General features: G+C 62.0%; 14 protein-coding genes and 1 pseudogene. 2 read left to right on the forward strand and 13 right to left on the reverse strand.

All coding sequences use genetic code 11. From position 1 onward, the window contains the following. Positions 1-71: 71 nt before the first annotated feature. From J8C01_RS14090 to J8C01_RS14145, 13 genes and pseudogenes are all read right to left on the reverse strand, one after another. Entirely contained in the window at positions 72-1385 is a 1314-nt protein-coding gene (locus J8C01_RS14090) for a flavin-containing monooxygenase (RefSeq protein WP_211432843.1), read from the reverse strand. Positions 1386-1441: 56 nt separating this feature from the next. Continuing rightward, entirely contained in the window at positions 1442-3172 is a 1731-nt protein-coding gene (locus tag J8C01_RS14095) for a hypothetical protein (protein ID WP_211432844.1), read from the reverse strand. Between the two features lie 88 nt (positions 3173-3260). Then, on the reverse strand, positions 3261-8300 hold the full coding sequence (locus J8C01_RS14100; RefSeq protein WP_211432845.1) for an ATP-binding protein: 5040 nt from the start codon (positions 8298-8300) through the stop codon (positions 3261-3263). A gap of 36 nt (positions 8301-8336) precedes the next feature. After that, positions 8337-10091, reverse strand: coding sequence for a hypothetical protein (locus tag J8C01_RS14105; RefSeq protein ID WP_211432846.1), 1755 nt, complete (start codon positions 10089-10091; stop codon positions 8337-8339). Positions 10092-10449: 358 nt separating this feature from the next. Then, a pseudogene (locus J8C01_RS15455) lies at positions 10450-10712 on the reverse strand (hypothetical protein). Beyond that, on the reverse strand, positions 10709-10942 hold the full coding sequence (locus tag J8C01_RS14110; RefSeq protein WP_041569950.1) for a hypothetical protein: 234 nt from the start codon (positions 10940-10942) through the stop codon (positions 10709-10711). The pseudogene J8C01_RS15455 and the gene J8C01_RS14110 overlap by 4 nt, the downstream one beginning before the upstream one ends. Positions 10943-11641: 699 nt before the next feature. Continuing rightward, positions 11642-12976, reverse strand: coding sequence for an RNA-guided endonuclease InsQ/TnpB family protein (locus tag J8C01_RS14115; protein ID WP_211432847.1), 1335 nt, complete (start codon positions 12974-12976; stop codon positions 11642-11644). Further along, a complete protein-coding gene (locus tag J8C01_RS14120; protein ID WP_211432848.1) occupies positions 12967-13617 on the reverse strand; it encodes an IS607 family transposase in 651 nt (216 codons plus the stop codon). Before J8C01_RS14120 ends, J8C01_RS14115 begins: the two co-directional genes overlap by 10 nt. Before the next feature lie 9 nt (positions 13618-13626). Then, the gene (gene csx17, locus J8C01_RS14125; RefSeq protein WP_211432849.1) at positions 13627-15753 is read right to left on the reverse strand and encodes a type I-G CRISPR-associated protein Cas8g1/Csx17; all 2127 of its coding nucleotides are present in this window, start codon (positions 15751-15753) and stop codon (positions 13627-13629) included. After that, positions 15753-16331: a hypothetical protein gene (locus J8C01_RS14130; protein ID WP_211432850.1), complete on the reverse strand. Its 579-nt coding sequence runs from the start codon at positions 16329-16331 to the stop codon at positions 15753-15755. The genes csx17 and J8C01_RS14130 overlap by 1 nt, the downstream gene beginning before the upstream one ends. Before the next feature lie 30 nt (positions 16332-16361). After that, positions 16362-17975 carry a helicase-related protein gene (locus tag J8C01_RS14135; protein ID WP_211432851.1) on the reverse strand — a complete coding sequence of 538 codons (1614 nt, stop codon included), beginning with the start codon at positions 17973-17975 and terminating at the stop codon, positions 16362-16364. A gap of 54 nt (positions 17976-18029) precedes the next feature. Then, a complete protein-coding gene (locus J8C01_RS14140; RefSeq protein ID WP_211432852.1) occupies positions 18030-18440 on the reverse strand; it encodes a DEAD/DEAH box helicase in 411 nt (136 codons plus the stop codon). A 173-nt stretch (positions 18441-18613) separates the two neighbouring features. Next, positions 18614-18892 (reverse strand): hypothetical protein, encoded by a 279-nt coding sequence (locus J8C01_RS14145; protein ID WP_211432853.1) that lies wholly within the window; start codon positions 18890-18892, stop codon positions 18614-18616. 38 nt (positions 18893-18930) lie between these two features. Here J8C01_RS14145 and bchE point away from each other — a divergent pair, with 38 nt between their 5' ends. After that, positions 18931-20586: a magnesium-protoporphyrin IX monomethyl ester anaerobic oxidative cyclase gene (gene bchE / locus J8C01_RS14150; protein WP_211427075.1), complete on the forward strand. Its 1656-nt coding sequence runs from the start codon at positions 18931-18933 to the stop codon at positions 20584-20586. After that, complete coding sequence (hemN, locus tag J8C01_RS14155) at positions 20555-21901, forward strand: oxygen-independent coproporphyrinogen III oxidase (protein ID WP_211432854.1); 1347 nt, start codon at positions 20555-20557, stop codon at positions 21899-21901. The genes bchE and hemN overlap by 32 nt, the downstream gene beginning before the upstream one ends. Positions 21902-22209 lie beyond the last annotated feature (308 nt).

Here is a 22209-nt window from a genome sequence, read left to right on the forward strand (position 1 = left end):
TTCAATCTCGTCGGAAATGTTTTTGGGGGCGGCCTTGGTTGAAAGGTCGCCCCCGGTTTTTTCGGGCAGTGTCAGGCCGTGCGCGCCGGCGTCCACAGCGTGATGGCGCGCGCCCGGGGTGAGGTGCGCAGCCGCCGCTCCCGGCGGGCCAGCAGCGGCAGGAAATAACGCGCGAGTTTCATCCGCCGCAGGGCCGCGTGCGGGTCCACGAGGTGTGTCGTCGGGAGTTTCTCCCCGCCCATTTCCAATACGACACTCAACGGCAGCGTCATGCTGTCCTGAAGCTGAATGAACTGAGCCAACAGATCGGCGGCCGGGCTGGCCAACGGGCCGAAGCCATAGCGGGGTTGGCTCGTGCCGAACACGTACAGGTTGCGGGTCCGGGGCGGGATGACCCCGGCGTAAAGCTGCGCCGTGCTGCCCTTGATCTCGACGAGTCCGGGCGGCAGAAACGGAAAACTCAGGTGAAAGCCGGTGGCGCAAATCACCAGGTCGTACTCATCCGACGTGCCGTCCACGAAATGCACCCGGCGGCCTTCCAGCCGGGCAACATCCGGGCGTGGACGGATGCGCCCGTGCTTGAGGTAGTGCAGCAGTTCGGAGTTGACCGTCGGATGCCGCTCAAAGATGCGGTGGTCGGGTTCGGGCAGGCCATACTGGGTGTACTTGCCCACGATAATCCGCAGCAGCACGCGCAGCAGCAGGCGCTGCAGGGGAACCGGCATCCAGCCGCGCATGATTTCGACTGTAGGGATGCCGAACATGGTCTTGGGCAGGAACCAGTAGCCCCGGCGCAGGCTGAGGTGGCTACAGACGCTGACACGGGCCGCTTCGGAGGCAATGTCGCAGGCGGAGTTCCCGCCTCCGATGACAAGCACCCGCTTACCGACAAGCTGCTCCGGGTGGCGGTAGTCCTTGGAATGCCACCACTCGCCCGTAAACGTCCCCGGATAGGTTGGGAAACGCCGGTCCCAGTGGTGGCCGTTGCAAACGATGACGCCTTTGTAGCGGCGTTCCTCACCGTTGGCCAGCCGAACCCGCCACGACCAGTCTTCCAGGGGCGTGGCTGCGGTTACTTCCTGCCGGAACTGGATGTGTTCGCGCAGTCCGAAATGGCGCGCATAATCACACAGGTAGGCCAGCATCTGCGCGCGACTGGGAAAATCAGGGTAGTGCGCTGGCATGGGGTATTCCGGGAAGGACGTCGTCCGCCGGGAGGAAATGATGTGGGCCGTGGTATAGACGCCGTGCCGCCAGTTGCCGCCCACGTCTTCGTCGGCTTCGACCTGCTCGTAGGGAATGCCTGCCTGTTTGAGCGCGCGCGCCACAACCAGCCCCGTCGGGCCGGCGCCGATGATGAGGAAACGGTCGGAACGGTCTTCCATGGACTGCCTGCTGCCTCCGATGCGGGAAAGCCGGTTTCCAGAGTTGCCGTAGGGATTCAGTTTTCCGGGACGATGCGCAGGGTCTGATGATAACCAAATCCCAGGTCACGTGTCTCGATGGCAAGCCGATACACCCGGTCTTCCTGTGCCGGATGCCAGGCGTACCACACTTGGTTTTGGGCGTGAATCATCTGTTCGATAAACAGGGAGAGGTGGGCAAAAGTTTGCTCCAATGTCGCGGCACTGAGCTGATAGCCCCCCTCCAGTTCCAGCAGGACGTGAAACAGATCGGCTGTCAGGCGTAGACGCACCGTGTTGCCTGCTGGCAAGCGATACACCAGAAATGCCTCTGCGGGCAGTCCCCGCCGACCAGTTTCCGAGACTCCGGTGCCAAGCAGCGGTGATTCCAGGGTGAAATCTTCCAGCCGGGTTTCGACCCAGAACATGGTATCGGTCGGTGTGCGCGGATGCAGCCGGAAGGGAATCCGGCCCGGACGGTAAGCCGGCTGCGGCAGTGGCTCAAGGCGCGACAAGCCACGGCCCAGCCGCGCCAGCACTGCCTGCTTTTCTTCGTCCGACATCAGCGGCAGCCGGCGCAGTGTGTCCAGATGCCGGCCGCGCGCCAGATCGAGGGTGGTTCCCGGCCCCCCAGCCCGCTCGATTTCTTCCGGCAGCCATGTAAAGTAAGCGCGCCGCCGCGCCTCGGCCAGCCGGTGGACGCCCCGGTAGTGCCTGAGCAGCGCCCGGTCGAGCCGGGCATGGGCTTCCAGCGCCGGGTCGAAGGAGGCCAGTTCTTCCAGCAGCCGTCCCTGGCGGTCAGGCGTCGCCACCCGAAACGCACGCTCCCAGAAAGGTGGATAGGGCTTTTTTGCACCGTCTGCCTTGCAGTAGGTGTCGCACGAGGCCATTCCGAACAGGATATAGACCAGCGCCCCGCGCAGTTCCCGGATGGTGATGTGGATTTTTCCCCGCTGGTGGACGGCCTGAAACAGCCGGTAAAGCTGTTGCCGGGCATGCTGCCGTCGGCGTTCATCTTCGATGCCGGACAGGTTAGCCGGTCCAAAATATCTTGCTGCCTCAAAGACCCGGCAGCGGGGTTGCGCCACACAGGTTTGGCACTTCTGCCAAATCCTGCCAGCTTCAGCGCCTCCGTAAAGCTGGTCCAGCAGTTGGTCGAGAAAATCTGTCCGCAGGTTGCCATGCTGATCGAATTCGCCCACCAGCGAGCGGTTGTTGAGGTGGAAAAAGCCAATGTGCGGTGCGTCGGAGGGTTGTCCATTGAGCAACCGGCGCAGGGACTGGGCCAGAGGCGTTGTTTGCCCGTCGAGCCAGCCCATCAGACGGCCGTCGTTGATGGCCAGCAGATGCACAATGTCTTCCGCTGGCGCACCGTTGGCAAACGGACGGAGCAGGTCGTTGAGCAGGTCATTCGAGGAACTCGTTTCCCAGGCGGCCGAACCGTCCAGATTGAGGCGCACCAGCAGTCCATCCGGCAGCCGATGCTCAATGGTTCCAGTGGGCTGACGGGTTTTGTCTATGCCTAACTGACCGGCCAGTTTTTGCAGCAGGGCCGTTTTCCCGTCGCCGGGGTTCCCACACAGGACGACCAGCCGAAAACGCCGGTTGATAACGTCTCGGTAGAGCGCTTCCTCCAGACCGGTCGGCACGTAGGTCTGGTGGGCAAAGGGGCTGTCCAGGCCGTGGGTTTCCCAGTTGCCCCGACGCGCCCCGGGGTAGGCTTTCTGAACCTCACTCAACCATTTGAGGCGGCGCGGTTGGCGTTCCATGGTCATAGCATCCTTTGGCTTTGAAACAGGTCAGGGCCGGCACCATTGCGCCACCACCTGCCGGTCAAGCACCAAGACCGTTCCAACATTATGCACCGTCAGCCAGCAACCGGACGTGGCGCACAGGCTCCCCTTCACTGAAGTACAGCGCCTGAAACTTCGGCAGCGACTTGAGGCGGTCCATCACCGTCCGCTGCTCGGCGGCCGTGGCCATGTTCCGGGCCAGCGCTTTGGCGTCAGCTTCATTGACGCGCAGCACTAACTGGTGCGCTATGGCCGAAAAGACGCTTTCGTGGAAATCCCGCGCTTCCTGCGAAGCGAGCACCAGCGAAATGCCGTACTTGCGACATTCCTTGGCCATGGTCGGAATCAGCCTGAGCTGTTGGGCGCGGTGGGCTTCGTCAAAAATGACGGCATGCGTGATCCGGGACTGAAGCCCACGCCGGAACATGTCCTTGTAGAGCTTGTAAAACACCAGCATGGCAAAGGCGCGCTGAACCAGCTCACTCTGCTCACGGTGCAGGCAGACGACAACCGGCACATCCCGCTGCCACAGATCGCGTGCCACTTCACCGGAGAGGGTCTGGAAAAACCCATAGTCTTCCAACTCGGTCAGGCGCACCAGCAACCGCTTCAGGGCGGCATCTTTGACCGCCCGCTGGCGCACGATCTCAACAAAACGTCCAAAGCGTGGCGTCTGTCCGGCGCGCTGATCGTCCCAGCCGCATTCCCGGAAGCTGTCCACCAGGGACTGGCGGATGGCTCCAAGCTGAAGGTCGCCCAGGTCCGGGTACATCGCCGCGAAAAGGTCGCGGACAGCACCGGCCACATCCACGTAAGTCCGGGGATGGGTTGGGTTCGGAACCTCCAGCGGGTTGAAGCTGAGCTGTCCGACGTTGAGGAAATCCACCTGCGGGATGCGCGCCTGAAGCTTCTCATCAAAATCCTGGTGGTAGGAAAACACCACCGGGCACACGCCGTACGGATACATCTGGACGCACAGGTTGAGCAGACAGGTGGTTTTGCCCATGCCGGGCAGTCCGACGACAAGCAGGTGGGGATTGCCCCGAATGGTGAGTTTCCAGTGAACGTCCGCGCCATGGTTCGTCTTCCCCAGAAGGATGTCCGGCTCCGGCGGCTCTCCCTCCGCCTCTTTGTCCGGTCGGGTCACCTGGTCGTCGGTTTCACCATTCTGTGCGGCATTGGCTGAGCCGCCTGACAACTCACCGGAGCCGTCGTCCGGGGTGCGCTCTGGTGTTTCACTTTCCTTTGGTTTCTGAATGGAAATGGGGTGGTCATCCTGGGTCGGCAGGTGAAGGCCGAAACGAAATGTTCTGACGGGCCAGCCAGCCCAGGACAGCTCCACCGGCTTCACCGCCTGACAGTCTGGAGAACACACCCACCCGCGATGCTCACCTTCTTCCACCAGAAACCGGTAATCGCCGGCTGCGTGCAGGATGCGGTCGAGTTCGGCCGCGATCGCCGCGTAGCTTTCCGGTTCAAGGTTGTGGCGCCGTGCCTTGTCCAGATAGGAACGCAGCACACGCACGAGCCGCGCCTGCCGCAGGGCACGCAGGGAAAGTGGCGCGGACCCGTCCAGATACTGTTCACGAAACTGCCTCTGTGTGGCTTCAACCTGGCGGCGAATGTCGTCGAGCAGGACATTGACCTGCTCAGGCGAAAAGTTCTCCAGGTTTTGGCGATACTTGACCTCGATGAAACGCACGGCCAGCGTCCCCTGCGGATGGCAAAAGGTATAGAGGAAGTCGGCACGGCGCTCATGTGGCGTGGAGGGGTCGGCTGGTTGTTTTGCCCGTGGCGGTTCTCCGAGCACATCGGTGAGGTCATCGAGGGGCACGAGGATGCCCTTGCGCAGCGAAACCCAGCAGGGGTCATCCGCAGTGGCGTTCCGGCAATGCGCCGCCGCCCAAGCTACGGCGAGCAGTTCTTTGGCAGGAGGCCGCGCTCCCGCCAGCCGAATTGGCAAACGGCCACTGATTTCCCTAAGCCGCGCCAGAAAGAACCGGGCTGCTTCCGGGCTGGGGTCGCCGCCGGCCTGTCTGATGAGTTCGGCGAGAAGTTCCTGGACTTCTTCCACCAGCGCCGTGGAAGCCACCAGCCGCAGATCGGCCAGATCATCCCGTTCGGGCACACAGTCCAGAACGTGGGCTTCATAGACCTCGCCGTGGACGTAGGGATGGTCGAAGTATTCCACGCCGGCGAAATGGTCGAGGATCAGCACCCAGTCACACTGCTCATGCATCCGGCGCAGCTCAAGCTGGCGTTCTTCCGAAAGCGTCGTTTGCAGCGCCAGCACACCCGATGTCTTCCCCAGATGCTTTGCCAGCAGGGCATCCAGGCTGGCTTGGAGACTTTTCAGCCGCGCCGTGTGTCGCGCATCGGCGGGATGATCGGTTGCGCGACCACAATCAGGCAGGAAGGCTGTCCATCGGGGCGTAGGGTCAGGATGGTACACGCGATGCAGACCTGCCAGCAGGCCGTACAGCGCCGCCGGCGGGCGACGAGCCGGACCCATTGCCTTCTCGTCCACAACCGTGACCTGCGAAGTAAAGAGGTCAAATACAACCCCCAAGTGAGCGGGCGTCTCCGGGAGTGACTTCATCCGTTGTACCCACTGCAAGTTAGGCTGGTTAACGCCCTCCGGCTCATAACGGGTCACACCACTCACCCAGCGGTCTTCCTGGGAAAGATGGTTTGCGCCCCGGTGACGGGAGCGTGCCAGAAGGCGATGCAGAAACTGCCCCGTCGTAGGCGTACCGGCGGATGCCGCATACAACTCCAGCACAAAAGCCGGTGGTTTGTCGGCTTCTGTTTCAGCGTCGTCTTCGGTATTGGTTTGGGTGGCTGTTGCCGGAGCCGTCTGATGCAACCGGCCTAGCGCCCGGACAACCACCCTGGCATCGCCGGCGCGCAAGGCGTGGACGTGTAGCAGCTTTTGGTCAGGATGTCCGGCAGCATAGACCCTGATTTCTTCACCGAGCAGGCCGGCGCTCCGCTCGGCTAGGGATTCCTGCGCCTGGCTTTCCTGCCCGCCGTTGTCGAGCGCCTGCGCCAGCAGGGCCACTGTGGCTTTGGGTTCGGGGTCGGCTTCGGGCGTCAGCACCACAGCGTGAAAGCCCAGCGTGTCAGCAAAGACGAAGGCACGCACGCCGTCCACACCCGGCAACCAACCCGGAAACCAGGCGCCACTCAGATAACTCAGGTCGTGCTTACGTCCTTTGAGCGTTGCACCCTGCCTGAAACGCAGCTCAAACAGCAGGTCATCGTAGGCGGCCTGCCAGGCCAGCCGCAGCGGATGGGTGGGCAACACGATCAGCCCACGGACGTTGTCCTGTCCGTCACGGACTTCAACCGTCCCCACTAGCGCCAACTCCGGGTCGCCGACCGCCAGCAGTTCACACCAGGCATCAAGGTAATCTTCGATCAGCTTTGCCTGGGGCGTGCCGACGACATAACACAGGCCACTCATGCTGACCCGGTGGCATAGCTCGGACAGGGCTTCGGTGGCTGCCTGCGTGCGCTGCCAGAGACCAACCGATATTTCCTCACCGGGCAGCACGGGTACAGGACACAGGTCGGCAGCCTGCCAGCGCCCTGAAGTGCGGACTTTGAGCCGCCACCGTACGATGTCTCCCTTCCAGCGTGAGGCGATTTCGTCAAACAGCTCCGGATGGGCGAGACGAAACCCACGCCCCCGGCAGACAGACAAATCCACCTGACCCTCCGCAAATACTGTTTCCAGGGAGGTATAGGCGGCGCTGGCCTGTTCTAGTTCATCCAGTTGCACCAGGCCCTCACTGAGCGTCCGCACCCGGGGAAATGACCGTGAGTGTGCAGCGTCGGGTGGCAGATCGCCATACCGGATGATGAACGGCTCGGTTTCCTGTTCAATCCGCGTCTGCCCGTCTTCAGCCGTGAGGCGCACCCGCGCCCGGACGTAGAGCTGCCCGGTATCGTCCGTCAGCTCATCGGAGGTAAAGGCGGCGACCTCTTCCTTTTTGCCGCGATGCGAAACCTGTTTCCCGGCCAGTGCCTGGCCGTCTTCAGCCACGATGGACAAGTGGTACTGCACGCTGCCTTCCGGCAGTTCCGGCGGCACAGTTTTCCATTTGATTTGGAGCTGCCCCTCGTCGTCATCCGGGCTGATGACCCACACGGGGTCTTTTTCCTGTTCGTCCGCAATGAGTCCCGACCACTTGAAGGGAGCAGTGCCGCGCTTGGTACGCCAGGGACTGAGTTCAATCGCACTCAGGCTGGTCGCGGCCGAGGCAAGCTCAATCTCACCAAGCCAGAAGTGTGGATGTTCGGACAACGCCCGGAGCAGGGCTTCTGTCGGTTCGTGCCGTCTGGTTTCCAGGAATTGTTGGAGCGCCAGAGTGTCGGCTTCGGTTTTTGTCCGCACCTGGGCCCGCGCCAGACGTTCTGCAACCGACAAAAGCGGGTCTCTTGTGTCCAGCACCTCAGCTACCAGCCGGGCAGATTGCTTCAGATAAAGCAGCGCCTTCTGCTCATCAGCCTTGCTGGTGATGGGGAAGCCAACCACGGGCCATAGTCCGAGCAACCACAAGAACTTCCCCCAGGATGAGGGGTCGGTGGCGCTCCGCACAAGAAAATCAAACCGAAACCAGGGTGAACGATGTTCCTGCTGTTGACTCGTTTCTTTAAGCAGGTGGCGCAGCCATTTGCGGTAAGTGGGTGATTCAATCCCCTGCACGACCTCGTCACAGGCCTGCTTGAAGAGTTTTTCTTCCTTGATTTCCCGGCAGGCACTATAAACCCCGTCCATACCGGGGCCGGCTTTCTGACGGTCCACGAGCAGCAACAGCGCCGGGCCTTTCTGTTCCCGCAGCGCCACAGCCTGGTCAGAAGTAATGATGTTGTCGTACCTGTCTTCCCGCTCAGCAACGCCGTAAACCTGCCAGTGCTGTTCCTTCAGAACTTGCTGAAAGTGCAGGTCGCAGGCCAGCCGGCGGATGACATCCAGTGGGGCATCCCGCACAAAGGCCACCTTGCCCGGATGCGCCTTGCCGAGCAGCCGCAGGAAAGCCTGTGCCAGAACATCCGCCTGTTTGTCCCAGTGTTCAATGCTGGTCAGGAACCGCGTCATCCCTGATCTCCTCCGGGCTTCTCACTCGTGGGCCGTTCACTCGTGGGCCGTGGGAAAGCGCGCCAGCAGGCGCTTGCCGGACTCAGCATCGCTGACGCTCACGAACAGGCCCAGATCGCGCAGACGGTCTTCTGTCCACTGCCGGTTTCTTCTCAGCAGGGTCGCCGGCACCGGTGCCTGGGAGGGAAGCGGCTCGTGAACATACAGGCCGTAACGGTTGCGCAACCACCTGAAAAACCCCTCCACCGTGGGCGGCTGCTTTTCCCGAAGCTGATGCGCCACCCACAGGTGCACCAGATAATCGAGCATGGTATCGGTCAGGGTCGGATGCCGCGTTTCCTGGCGCGCGCGACTACCGGCAGCCGCCGGTTTCGTCACCAGACCACAGGGGTGATTGCACAGAAAGCAGGCATCGAGCAGCTCAAACCACTTCCTGGTCTGTTTCCTGCCGCGCAGGGCTGTCAGGACACGGGCCAGCCGCCATACCGACTCGTGGGAAGGCCGCTGCGCCGCTTGGAGGTCGCGCACGATCTGGGGGTCATCTTCTGCCCACAGTTCAGCTATCCGGGCCGCTTTTTCAGCCAGTGCCTTCAGGACAGCCCCGGAAGCGGGATGGCGTCCGCAGAGCACCTCACCCAGCAGGTTGAGATAGGCGTCGCCGTGCGGGGTCCGGGTGGGCAACGACGCTGAAAGTGTTGCCATGGCCGAAACTTCCGCGTCGAGCAGGCGCAAGGCCATCAGGATCACCGGCACTTCCGCCAACAACCGGCTCTGCGCTTCAAAAACCTTTTTCGAGGCGCGTTTGAGTTCCCTGTCCAGCCCGTTGGAAGCATCCACAAGCAATGGCAGCCGTGGCAGTTGGGAGGGCAGACGCCCGTCCTGCGCCCATGCCGTCAGGGCGACAGCCGTGCTCGTCAGGATGGTTGACAGACCCACGGCCAGGGCCGCGTCGAGCAGGTTGATGAGGACGCCACGCGGCATGGTTTCGCCGTAAGCCGCCATGAACACCTCCAGGTCTTCCCGCAGCGGCGCGGCAATGCAGGCCAGCGGCTGCTGGTTGGGGATAGCCGCCCCCCCGGCGCTGGCGCTGAGCGGTCGCGGCGGCTGCTCCAGGGCTTCCGCCAGCCGGATTGTCAACCATTCCGGGAGTGTCACCGGTGTGACTTCATCAAACTGGTCGCTGGAAAGGTCTCTGAACGGCTCCGGTGGTTTCACCCCATGCAGGAAGGGCTTGAGCAGCAGGTTTTCCCGAAACCGCCGCCCGACAGGAAACGGTGTGGGATCATCGGCCGGCGAGTCGGTGACGACCGGGCCGTTTTGACCGGCCAGCATGGCCACAATCGTCTCCGGCACGTAACGCAGGTTGACGCTGCGTTCCGGCAGATCGAGCCAGCCGGCAAAGTAGTGCGTCGGCAGCGCCCGCCGGAGCGGTTCCTGCTTGTCTTCCGAGCGGCTGCGGTTTTCCAGACAGAACCCCATGAGCAGATCGCCCAGGATGTGCCGGGTGGTTTCGTCTTCAAAGCCCCTGAAATGGGGGGTTTGGGCAAGCTGACTGGCAACGGAAGCCACTGAAGACTCTTTGTCCCCGCCGCCGAAGACCTCGGCCAGCCGCCCCTTGCCGCGCCGCTGCACATAGCGGGAAAGATAGAAGATGGCTGGCAACGTCGCCGTAATGTCCACGTCCTGAATCGAAAACGGTACGGCTGGCCGGTAGTCGCCGGTGAGGACCCGGTCACACCACGGCTTGCCAAAGGCAGTTTGAAGCCGGGTTTTGTAAGTGCCTTCTGTCATGACACTTTCCCTTCCCAATCCAGCCCCAGTGCGGGGTGGTGCCTGACGTTTGAGCCAGGCTGCCCGCGTAGGCAGTCACTGTAAGCCTGCCGCAGCGGGTCAGCTTAGACGAGGGGTTAGGACTCATCGGCGAAGCTGTGCCGCCCACTTGCACCTGCTCGTGGTGCAGCGACCAGGCTTGCCGGGCGGCTTGCGCCCATTCAAGGATGGCAACGGCGTGGTCTGCGGCAGTCCTGGCTGCCAGAGGGTGCAGGACATTGATCTTGTGTGTCGTCACAGGGGGCTCCAGCCATCGGAAGCGTTCTTTGTCTGCACAAAGTTTCAGAAATGCGGCAGGTTGGTCCGCCATGGTTTTCCATCATGAGACGAAACATTCGTACTCATCATGGCTGCCAATCCAGAACCACGTTACCGTGTCACCTTCAAGAACACCAAAGCACGATAGCCGCGTGTGATCCTTACCGACCACACATTCTCTTCGCGATTGACGCACTTGAAATACAAGGATGGATGAAAGGGATTTTCCACCCACAAGCGATAGGCTTTTCTGGCACTATGCTTGACGTCGGCATTGAGCATGTCATACGCCGCCCAGAAAGACGGCAACACGGCTGACTTCATAATTGCTCATCGTCCATTGGTTGTGCGCGTCCCTGCACAATATCCTGTTTCGCACGACGGGCAGCGGTCACCAATTGGGACTGTGTCTGCTCAAACAGGCTATCCCATTTCAATTCATCCTGCAGGTCAGCAAGATACTCGCGCAAATGCTCGACTACCCGCTCCTGTACCGATTCGGGCAAAGATTCCAGCATTTTTGTTACTGTCATAATGGCTGCCGTAGATGACATGGTTGCACCTCTCTTTCCACTGCTGGAAAAACATCCTGCACAAATTGTAAGCGACACGCCGGAGCGGACGAAGCCAAGTCTGAACTCTGCCATGCGGCACACGATTGGCAAGCCTCGGAAGCTCGGCCTGTAGCCACCTCAATGGTTGACGGGTCGTGCGGTGCTTCGATACGAGGTCGCCACTCGTTGCCCGGCAGGCTGCTTCGCAACGGTGACACTCTTCACCACGCTAATGGTGACGTGCCCCAGCCGGTGCGCTGCATTCCGCACCAACTGCCACGGTTTGCACAATCCTCGACAAGCGCAACAAGCGGTGTGCCTCGGTGCTCACGGACAGGGTCTGACGCCAGAGTTCAGCGGCGCGCGGCAGTGTCCGCTGCATGCTGCTGTTAGCCGGCGTGCTACCGAAGGCGTTGATCACGTTTCTTCGGATTGGTCCACAGGTGCGAACTGCCCGGCACCGAAGTGTGCGTCGGCACCGAGTGGCCAATTGAGGCTCACAGGTTCGTCAAACGTAAGCTGAAGCCAGAAGCCAAGCCGTCCCGTCAGCGTCCAGCTCCGTCCGCCTGTTCCGTATTCATGTGCCAGGACAGGCGAGACACGGCCGAGGCCACCAGGACCGGACAGACTCTTAGGGCACCGACCGCAGACTTCCTTGGCGCATTCGATGGCTTGCCGATCCACACGGGTCTCCTGCTATCAAGAATGTGCGCAAAAGTGCGCACGGTTCTCTTCCTGCCCCGACGTGTCCTGTTGACCACCGTCGTATCTGACAGGCGTGACTTTCCCGACTACGGCGGGGACCGTCCCCGCCGCAGCGCCGCCATTGCTGGACGGACTCGCCACGGGTAGGGCAGTTTCGGTTGCCAGCCGTTTCAGGTTCAGCGCCGCATTGAGGTCACGGTCATGGTGCGCACCACATTGAGCACACACCCATGTTCGCTCTCTCAATGTCAGCGCCTCGTTCTTCCAGCCACAGATGGAGCACAGTCGGCTACCTGGATACCAGCGATCAGCGATGGTAAGCTGAGTACCGTAGCGCCGGGCCTTGTATTCCAACGGCGAGCGCAACATCCCAAAACCCACGTCAGAGATGGCGCGGGCGAGTTTCTCGTTCTGCAGCATCCCTTTGACGTTTAAATCCTCGATCACCAACGCTTGGTTTTCGCGGCAGAGTCGAGTCGTGAGCTTGTGGGTGAAATCCGCTCGGATATTGGCCATGCGGGCATAGAGCCTTGCCAATATCGCAGCGGACTTCTGCCGGTTGTTCGATACCGGCAGGCGCGTTCCTTCAGGCAGGCGGGCAGGGCGTTCAAATCCTGCTGCCTTCCTGGCGGCTTCCAGCTTGCGGCTGAGACGTCGGCTACGGATTTCCAGACGGCGCAGCGCTGCTTTGAGCGGCTTTGGCGCCTCGATGACTTCACCGCTGGAGACCGTTGCGGCAGCCTTGATGCCCAGGTCGATGCCGTTGACCTCGTGCGACGTGCGACGCCGATAGAATTGCGCATCAGGCACCTCGACCTGTATTGCCACAAACCAACGATCCGCGGTGCGAGAAACCGTTGCGCCCAAAATCCTGCCCGCGAAGCGCAGTTCCTCGGTCATGGCGACTTCACCGATCCTGGGCAGACGGATCGTCCTGCCTTCCAGGGTGAACTTGTCGTTGGCAACATAAAAGCTGTCGCGGCAACGGCCCTTTTTCTTGAGCCGTGGCTCGTGCGCTTCTTTGCCCTCCTTAGCGAAGAACCGTTCCCATGCTTTGGCGGGATTCCTGAACGGCTGGGCGTGGGCATCCCGGTGAATGTCTTGCAACCAAGGCCGACCGTTCTCATCGAGCCACTGCGGGTCGGTGTACTTGATGGCGTTGAACTGTTTTTTGAGCGCCATGGCGTTTGGCCTGCCGCCTGCTGCGTATTGCCTGTTCCACTCATTGAGCGCCCAGTTCCAAACACGCCGCGCCGTGCCGCAGGCGCGCTTGAAGCAGTCCACTTGCTCAGGAGTCGGACAAAGAGCGATCTTGTGGGTTAGTTGCATTGTTGGGCCTTTTTGACGTCATTCGCATCCTGTTTCAGCGCTTCATCCAACTTCTTTCGATAGTCCCTCAAACCGTACAGCCGGGACGAAAAACAGTGCACGATGGTCATCAAGTCTTGCACCATTTCCTGTTCGGGAGACAGCCGTTCCTGGTTGAGTACCAGCACTTCGCAGCCATGGGTTTGGGCGTAATGTTCGAACCACTCAAAGCCGAAACGGGTGAGGCGGTCCCGGTGAGCGAGGATCAGCATCCTGACTTCCCGTCGCCCGATCTCGTCCATAAGGGCCAGAAACCGCTTGCGCCTGAAGTTCAGCCCGCCGCCCACTTCCCCGATAAACCCGACCCCCGCCAATCCCTTCGCCACCACGAACTCTTCCAGCACTTTGCGCTGATTCGCCAGGTCCGGCTTCTGCGCCGCACTCGATACCCGACAGTAGGCGACAAGCTTTGTTGGCGCATGGTTGGCCTGCCGCAAACCGATGAACTCACGGATCTGCGTCTCAGTGTAGAGGCGGCGGTTGCTGTCCGTTCGGGCCACCGGAATTAGCCTTCCTTCGCGTTCCCAACGCTGCAACGTCTTGACCGGGACACCAAGGAGTTTTGCCGCCTTGCCTGTGCTTATAGTGCTTTCAATGAGCATTATTATACACTATCGCGTACTATACGGCAAGCTAGAGTCCGGCTCCTGTTCGTCAATCGGCACCCAGAGACGCCGCGATAGGGCGAGCGTGTCGTCTTTCAAGATGGGGACGAGAACTGCGAGCAGCATTCGCGCTGCCTCGTCACCCGGGATCGTCGCGGCGAAGCGCGCAACAGCCTTTCCGGTCGGTCTCGGATTCGTGCTCCAAGGGAGTCCGTTGACTCGCAGGCACCGGAGCGCCAATTCAACAGTCCTCTCGACCTCGCTGGCGCTGCCCAACGAGAGAAGCCGCGCAACAGTGCCGTCGCGCGGGGGCCGCGACTCCGGCGGCGGATCGATGCCCAGCTCGAGCCACAGACGGAGCGCGGCGTACGACGGCGGCACAGGAACGCATGCACCTGACGCTTCACCCCGCCCGGTTCCCAACGATTCCCAGTCGAGAAGCGCGTAAAGACCAGCGAGGCAATGGACCTCCCGAATGTTCACGTCACCACGAAGCAGGGCGGCGATGTCGGCGAGGCGCGCGAAGCGCGCGGCGGCAAACGGCAGCTTCGGCAACTCGGCACTGTCGAGCCAGCGGTACCAGAAGAGGTCCCCGAAGTCACCGAGGGGGTTCAGGCCGGACCACCGGAGAGAACGCGACGGAGGCGATTCCGGAACCGTCCAGGCGCAGTCGTCCCAGCGGTATCGAACCGGGAGCATGTGCTCAAGGATGGGCCCGACAACCGCACCCTCGGCTCGAACCCCGAGGATCGAACCGATGGCACGTCCCAGTCGATGGGCCGGGTCTGGCCCGTTCCCGAGTGCACGCTCCCATAGGAGCGCCGGGAGCGGTGGCAGTGGGCGCGGCTTCCGGCGTGTGTCCTCGAGGTCCCGGCGCAGGGCACCGGACACAACAAGCGCCTGGTTGAGATCCCAGAGCGACTTGAGGATGCCACGATACGTATCGGGCCCGGGCTCATCGACTGCGCGATGGATGGCCTCCTCCGCGCGCGCACGTTCCGCGCGCAAACGATCCGTGCTGAACTGGTCGAACCATCCCGTTTCCGCGAGCGGTGCCAGCATCAGCCGTAGCGTTGCGTGTTCCTTGCCCTTGCCCCCAACGCGCGTCGAACCGCGTGGGATGCCTTGACGCATCCGCTGGCCCTTCCCTGGGCGGCGCCCTTCGAGGACGAAGCGATGGAAGGTGTCGAAGGCGGCACCGGGGCCACGCCCGACGACCGCCGCCCGGAACTCTGCTGCGGTGGCGGCGAAGCCCCGGCCTGACAGACGTGCCTGGAACTGACGCATCTGGACCTCAAACTCCGCGAGCGTCCGAGGGCAGTCGGCGTTCCACGTGGGGAGGTGGATCTCGACGTTCCGGAAGAACTTGCCCTTCCCGAGCTCGACCACCGAGCCCTCGAACACGAACGGGAACGCGGGGTACGCGCGGCGACCCCAGCGGAGGCGACGAAGGCTGCCACGCAAAAGCACAGCCCCACGCACTGCCAGCAGGAAGCACCATGGGCTGAGCGCAGCGCGATCCTGCACCCACTTCGCGATGCCCGTCGCGTAGCGTTTCATTGGCTCGGGAAAGAAGAGATAGCCGCTGTCGAGCCCCTTCTTGAGTGTGGGGTTCCCTTCCGCGAAGAGCGACCACGCGATGTCCAACGGAGCACCTCTGGCCGCCTCGACTGCCTTCTCGACCTGGGAGAAGTAGTCGCCGCTGCCCTCCTGCCCATGGGCCGGGAACAGCGGGTGCGGTTCGGTCTTCTCCTTGTCCGGGTCGGGAAGAGCGATCGCCCGTGCCCATGCCGCAATCTGGGGCTCGAACCGATCATGGTTATCGCGCAGCTTGAGCTTCGAATCTTGCCGTTCGAGGCCCTTCTTCTTGTCGCCGCGAACGGGCTTGAACGCCTCCGCAACGACACTCCCCCACCCGAGCAGGTGGCCGCGCACCACATCCTCGATCGCCTGCCTCGCCTTCGTCTGATCCGCGCCATCGTCGCAGGGCCGCTCGACCGCCAGGTGAAAGGCGTCGTCCCACCAGAACAGTGCGTCCGGACAGTTCTCCCCCACGATGGCCATGATGCCGAAGCCTTTGAGGAGATCGCCGAGCGAACGCGGCGAGACCCCGCCGAGAACGACCGCTGCCATCAGCTCGCCCTCCAGTCCGCGACGCGCACGAGGCCTTCCAGGTAGGCAAGGAGAAACGGCCCGTGTTTTTTGAGAAGTTTGTGCACGCGCTCTTGCCATCCCCGGTGCTGGCGGGATGGAAGCACGATTTTCGTGTTGAGCACGATCGGGTTATTTCCGACGGGTAAGGCGGCCGCGGGGATCCTGTCGCCGTCCCGCACGCCACACAGATCCACGGGGTCATCATCGTCCCACGCCTCGGGAAGCAGCCGCACCTTGCCGTGGTGAGCGAGGATCAGGAACGCCGCGAGGTCGTCGTCCACGTGCTTCGACTGGAGGAACGCGAGGAGCGAGGCCATCTCGTGTCGGAAGCCTGAGGTATCGCCCGGCTTCCGTCCGTTGGACTTCGCATAGAGAGCGTTGCCGCGCGGATGTGGCCCGACGGCCGTGCCGCCGCGCCGCAAGTACTCCTGAAACGGCCGGGTGAATGTACCGTTTCTATCCCGCTCGAGCGCCTTCCCGACGTCGTGCCAACGCGCGGCTCGGATGACAGATTCGCCGACGGTGCCATTCAACGCGAGCCTTCCCACGAGGTCCATTGCCTTCTGCTCCGCGAGGAGCAGGTGAGGTTAGAGCTCCATCCAGTCCTTGGTGAAGCACCGCCGATCTTCGAGCCGCGCGCGTGGGCCCACGATGTGCTCGTCGATCTCGCAAACGAGCGGCGCCGTTCCACCGTCGAGGCGGACCCAGGCGCGTACGCGCTTGCCGTCGTCCTTCTCCCGGCGGTCAATGATCACGTTCGGTTTGTCTGCGTCCCTGGCGGTCCACCCGACGTCTTTGCGATAGCACCCGGCCTCACGATCGACCATGACGGTGTCGCCCGCGCGAATCTCACGGCCTGTCGCCTTCCGCCACGCGGCGCGGCGTTTCCGGCCAGTGGCGAGCGTGAGGATCCAGACCTCGCGTTCCGCGAACGCTTCCTGCGCTTCGTAGAACGGCACGGGGCACAGCTCGTCGTGATGAATCGGCACCTGCTCGTCTGCATCGAGCCCACCTTCGATCCGCCGCCCGATCCGCCGCCAGAGCAGGTACGCATCGACGTCGCGATCGGCGGCGCGCAGATAAGGCGTTACATCCGTGTAGCCACCAGACAGATCCGGATCGGTGTCGAAGAGATCGTCTAGATCGAAGCGCCGGAGGACGGGTCCTTCGAGCGGGAGCGAGATCGAAAGAGTCGACAGCGTCTCGGGCGAGAGGGAGCCGTCGTGAGAATCCTTGACGCTGTCGAGTAGCTTTCGTGTCTCTTGGAGCGCATTTGGCTCATACGGTAAGCTCTGCTCTCGCGCGCGGCGGCTCTCGTAATCGGATGCAGACTCTCCATCCTTCTGTGGGGGACACGGTGGCTCGAAGACCACCGCCTTCGCGGGCTCTCGCGTCCCTGAAGCGACCTCTTGCGCGGTCGGCCGCGTGCCGCTGCGATTCAGCCGTCCAAGCCGCTGCACAAGCGACGGCCACGGACAGAGTTCCGTGAAGAGCGCATCGGCGTCGAGGTCCACGCCGGCTTCGAGGACCTGTGTCGTGACGACGATGCGTCCGGAAGCAGGTGTGGCGGTCCCGAGCTTGCTCACGACTGCGTGCCGATCGCACGGGCGCATGCGGCCGTGGACGAGGAGAACCTCCAACCCCGCGGCAGCCTTCTGAAGACGAGCGTGGAGTTCGCGCGCACGCTTGACCTGGTTCACGAAGACAAGCACGAGGCGTCTTTCTTTCGCTTTATTCTTATTCGCTTCATTGCAAATCGCCTTAAGCAGCCCGGGACTCTCGACGGTCCAGCCGCGCTTGCCTGGCTCGGCGGAGTCCAGGTGCAGTTCCAGGCGCTTAGGAGCGTTCCACCGCAGGGCGAACGCCGGGTTTTGAAGGTCGGCGTTTGTGTGCTGACATGCAAGTGTGTGCTGACATGCAAGCGACTGGCTCTTTTCAGGCGTTTGCATCCAATTCGGAAGCTGGAGCGAGCCGGCCTGGCTGCCGAGTGTGGCGCTCATCCAGAGCGTCTGGCGCAGCCCATGGGACGGAGGTGCAGCGTCCCAGAACGCTTGGAGCTGTACGCTCGTCGTGCGCCCCGGCCCCATGAGCTGGACTTCGTCCATCACCCAGAGCGCGTCCACGTTAAGAAATCCGAAGTCGATCGGCCACTCCTGGGGAGGCATCGCGAAGCCGCGGTTAAGCGCCCGAGACAGAAGCATGTCCTGCGTCCCGATGAGGATCGCCTCGTGTTCCGGATGCTCGCGCCAATCGCGCTAGGCCTCGCCACCCATGAGCGTGACGACAGCGATCTTGTTCTGCTGCTTCCAGTCGACTTCGTAGCTTTTAAGCCGGTTGCCTTTGAAGATCGCCGTGCCGGCGAGCAGGTTGAGGTTGTTCAGCCAGCGGACAGCACACGCGCGCGTCTGTTCCACGAGCACGCGCATGGGGAGGCAGTACACGAGACGGCGCGGCGTCGCGTTGCACACGGTCTCGCCCTGATGATGGCATCGCCGACGCCACAACCAGCCGAGGATTGCAGCAGCCGTCTTCCCCGTGCCCGTCGGCACCTCGAGCAACTCGGGAAGTCGCCCGCCTTGGGCGAGAGCACGCTGGTATGGGAAGAGCTTCCTGCCTGTCGCCTTCTTGAACCAATTGTTGAAGTAGTTCGCTCGCCCCTGAATCATAACAGTGCAGATCGGCTCGCAGGAAAGTACTGATGAGTTTGTTTGCGTTGGGCTTGTTCACACGGCGCAGCACCATAAGTAAAACCGGCAAACAGTGCAATCTTTCTCTAAATGCTCAAGACTAGCCAGTCACGCGGGATGCCGACCTGCCGGCCAACGCCCAAGGTGACGGTTCAACACATGCCTGGCATCGGCCGTTTTTTGGCTTTCAAAACAGTTGTTACGCCTTCAAAAAGTAGCGCGAACCACGGCAATGCACCAGACGGTAGGGTGACGGCAGCGGTTTTCCAGCCGGAAACCTCTGCCGGGTCCGGCTGACTTGACCTTTGACATAAAACCTTTGCAGGCCTGAAAAGATTGTACACCTGCCTTTCCGCCGCTGTACGTTGGAAAAAGAAGGCTTCGTTCAAGCCTGTGTTTTTGCGCGTCCCCACCCCGACCTTTTCCTTCATCTTCTGTCGGCAGTTCCAAGCTGTGAGGACGCACCGTCATGAAAATTCTGATGCTTCAACCCAACTACCACTGCGGCGGCGCAGAAATCGCTGGAAACTGGCCGCCAAGCTGGGCCCCTTACATTGGCGGGGCCATCCGGGCGGCCGGTTACACCAACTACCGCTTCGTGGATGCCATGGCGCTCGACCTGTCGGATGAAGCCGTCGCCAACATCATCCGTACCAACCAGCCGGATGTCGTCATGGCCACCGCCATTACGCCGATGATTTACAAGGCCCAGGACACCCTGAAACTGGCCAAGGACATCAACCCGTCCACCGTGACCATCCTGGGCGGCATTCATCCGAGCTTTATGTATGGGCAGGTGCTGGCCGAAGCGCCGTGGATTGACTACATCGTACGCGGCGAAGGCGAGGAAATCATCGTCAACCTGCTGCGCGCCATCGAGGCCGGGGATGACCGCCAGCGCCGCCATGAGATTCGCGGACTGGCCTTTCGCAGTGACGAGGGCAACGTCGTGGCCACGCCGGCCCATCCGCCGATTGCCGATCTGGACTCGCTGACGCCGGACTGGAGCGTGCTCGACTGGAGCCAGTACATCTACATTCCGCTCAACGTCCGGGTGGCTGTCCCGAACTTTGCGCGGGGCTGCCCGTTCACCTGCCGGTTCTGCTCGCAGTGGAAGTTCTGGCGCAAGTACCGGACACGCTCGCCGCGCAAGTTCGTGGATGAAATCGAAACGCTCGTCAAAGAGCACCAGGTCGGGTTTTTCATCCTGGCGGACGAAGAACCCACCATCAACCAGAAGAAGTTTGTGGCGCTGTGCGAGGAGATGATTGCCCGCAAGCTCGACGTGCACTGGGGCATCAACACGCGCGTGACGGACATCCTGCGCGATGCCGATCTGTTGCCGCTCTACCGCCGGGCGGGGCTGGTTCACGTCTCGCTCGGCACCGAGGCGGCCACGCAGATGAACCTCAACCGCTTCCGCAAGGAAACGACCATCCAGGAAAACCGGCGCGCCATTCAGCTTCTCAAGGACAACGGCATGGTGGCGGAAGCGCAGTTCATCATGGGGCTGGAGAACGAAACGCCCGAAACCCTGCAGGAAACCTATCGGCTGGCGCTCGACTGGAATCCCGACATGGCGAACTGGAACATGTACACGCCGTGGCCGTTCTCGGAACTGTTCGAGGAACTCAAGGACCGCGTCGAGGTCCGCGACTATTCGCGCTACAACTTCGTCACGCCCATCATGCAGCCTGATGAAATGGAACGCGAGGACGTGCTCAAAGGGGTGCTCAAGATGTACGGCAGGTTCTACAGCCGCAAAGCGTTCCTGGAATATCCCTTCATCCGGGACTCGTTCAAGCGCAAATACATGCTGGGCTGCCTCAAGGCGTTTCTCAAGATGACGGCCACCAAACGCTTCTATGACCTGGGGCGCGTCAAGCGCAAGGGGCTTGGGGTTGAGGTGGACCTTGGTTTTGATTCGTCCAAGGTCTTCACCCGGGAACAGCTCACGGCGCTCAACGAGGGTCCGGGCGCGGTGCGTGCCGACGTGGACTACCTGGGTTCCATCTCCGCCTGTGGCGGGCCGCGTGAGCAGACCGTACCCCCGACTCCGCTGGTGTCATTGGGCAAAAGGGAGCAGGCTGACGATGAGGATCGACCAACTGTTGCAAAAATATAGCCGCCCCGGGCCGCGCTACACGAGCTATCCCACTGTCCCGGTGTGGAGTGAACAGGTTGGAGCGACCGATTACCGCGCGGCCCTTCAGGCGCTTTCGGAAACGCCAGACGCCCAAAACCTTTGTCTTTACGTTCACCTGCCGTTTTGTGCCATGGCGTGCCACTACTGTGGCTGCAACAATGCCGTCACCAGCAAAACGGAAGTTGTGGATGCCTATCTCGACCGGGTGGCGCGGGAAGTGGCGCTGGTGGTTGAACAGCTCGGACGCGGCCGGCGCGTCGTCCAGATGCACTGGGGCGGCGGTACGCCCAACACGCTGACGGCGCGCCAGATGGAGCGCCTCGTACGCCTGCTGGAAGAAGCCTTCGTTCTGGACTGGAACGGGGAAATGTCCATCGAGATTGACCCGCGCATTGCGTCGCCGGCGCAACTGAAGCACATCCGGTCACTCGGTTTCCGGCGCATCAGTCTGGGCGTCCAGGATTTCCACCCGGAGGTACAGGCGGCTATCGGCCGGCATCAGCCGGAAGCTCTCACGAAGGCAGTCTATGCCGCCTGTCGGGACGTGGGCTTTGAAAGCATCAACCTTGATCTGGTGTACGGACTACCCCGGCAGACCCGCGCCACGTTCGAGCATACGGTTGCGTCCGTTCTGGAACTGCGTCCCGACCGCCTGGCGCTGTTCAACTACGCCCACGTGCCAAAACTTCGTCCGCGCCAGCGGCACATCCGTACGGAAGACCTGCCGGATGTCGCCACCCGCTTTGCCATGTTTGACGATGCGCGCCAGCGGCTGACGGCGCACGAGTACGTGTGGATTGGCATGGATCACTTTGCGCGCCAGGACGATGAGTTGGCCGTGGCGGCCTACGAGCGTCGTCTCCACCGCAACTTTATGGGTTACACCCTGCGTCCGGCGGCCAATCTCATTGCCTTTGGGATGAGCGGCATCAGCGAACTGGAAGACTTCTATGCCCAGAATGATGCCCGGCTGGGACGTTACCAGACGGCCCTTGACCAGGGGGAGCTGCCTGTCGTGCGCGGCCATCGGCTGAGTGCGGACGACCAGCGACGGCGGGAGGCGATTCGTTACCTGATGTGCCACATGGAGCTTCCGGTGGCCGTTCTTCGGGACGACTTCGAGCGGCAGCGCGCGGCTTTCCGTGAAATGGAAGCCGACGGCCTCATCTGCTTTGACGCCGGACGCCTGGTTGTCACGCCGTTGGGACGCCCCTTCGTGCGCAACATCTGCATGACGCTCGACGCCTATCTGGAAACCGACGCGCCACGCCCCGTTTTTTCAAGAACCCTGTGAATGGCGAGTGGCGAGTAGCGAGTGGCGAATGGTGAATGGCGAGTGGTGAATGGCGAGTGGCGAGTGGAAGAGGGGTGAATAGCGAATGGCGAATGGAACATCAGTTTGCGCCACTGGAGTTTCCGTGACGATTTGACGACGGCAGCCGGAACCCGGAGAAGGTCCTGGCCATCGGCGGCACAGAGAAGCTCATTGCCACGCACCACTCACCACTCGCTACTCGCCATTCGCCACTCGCTATAAACCTGTTTACAACCTGAAAAAAACATCCTAAATCTCACAACACCCTGAACAGGCAACCAGCCGGC

The sequence above is a fragment of the Chloracidobacterium sp. D genome, from assembly GCF_018304685.1.
GTDB classification, from domain to species: domain Bacteria; phylum Acidobacteriota; class Blastocatellia; order Chloracidobacteriales; family Chloracidobacteriaceae; genus Chloracidobacterium; species Chloracidobacterium thermophilum.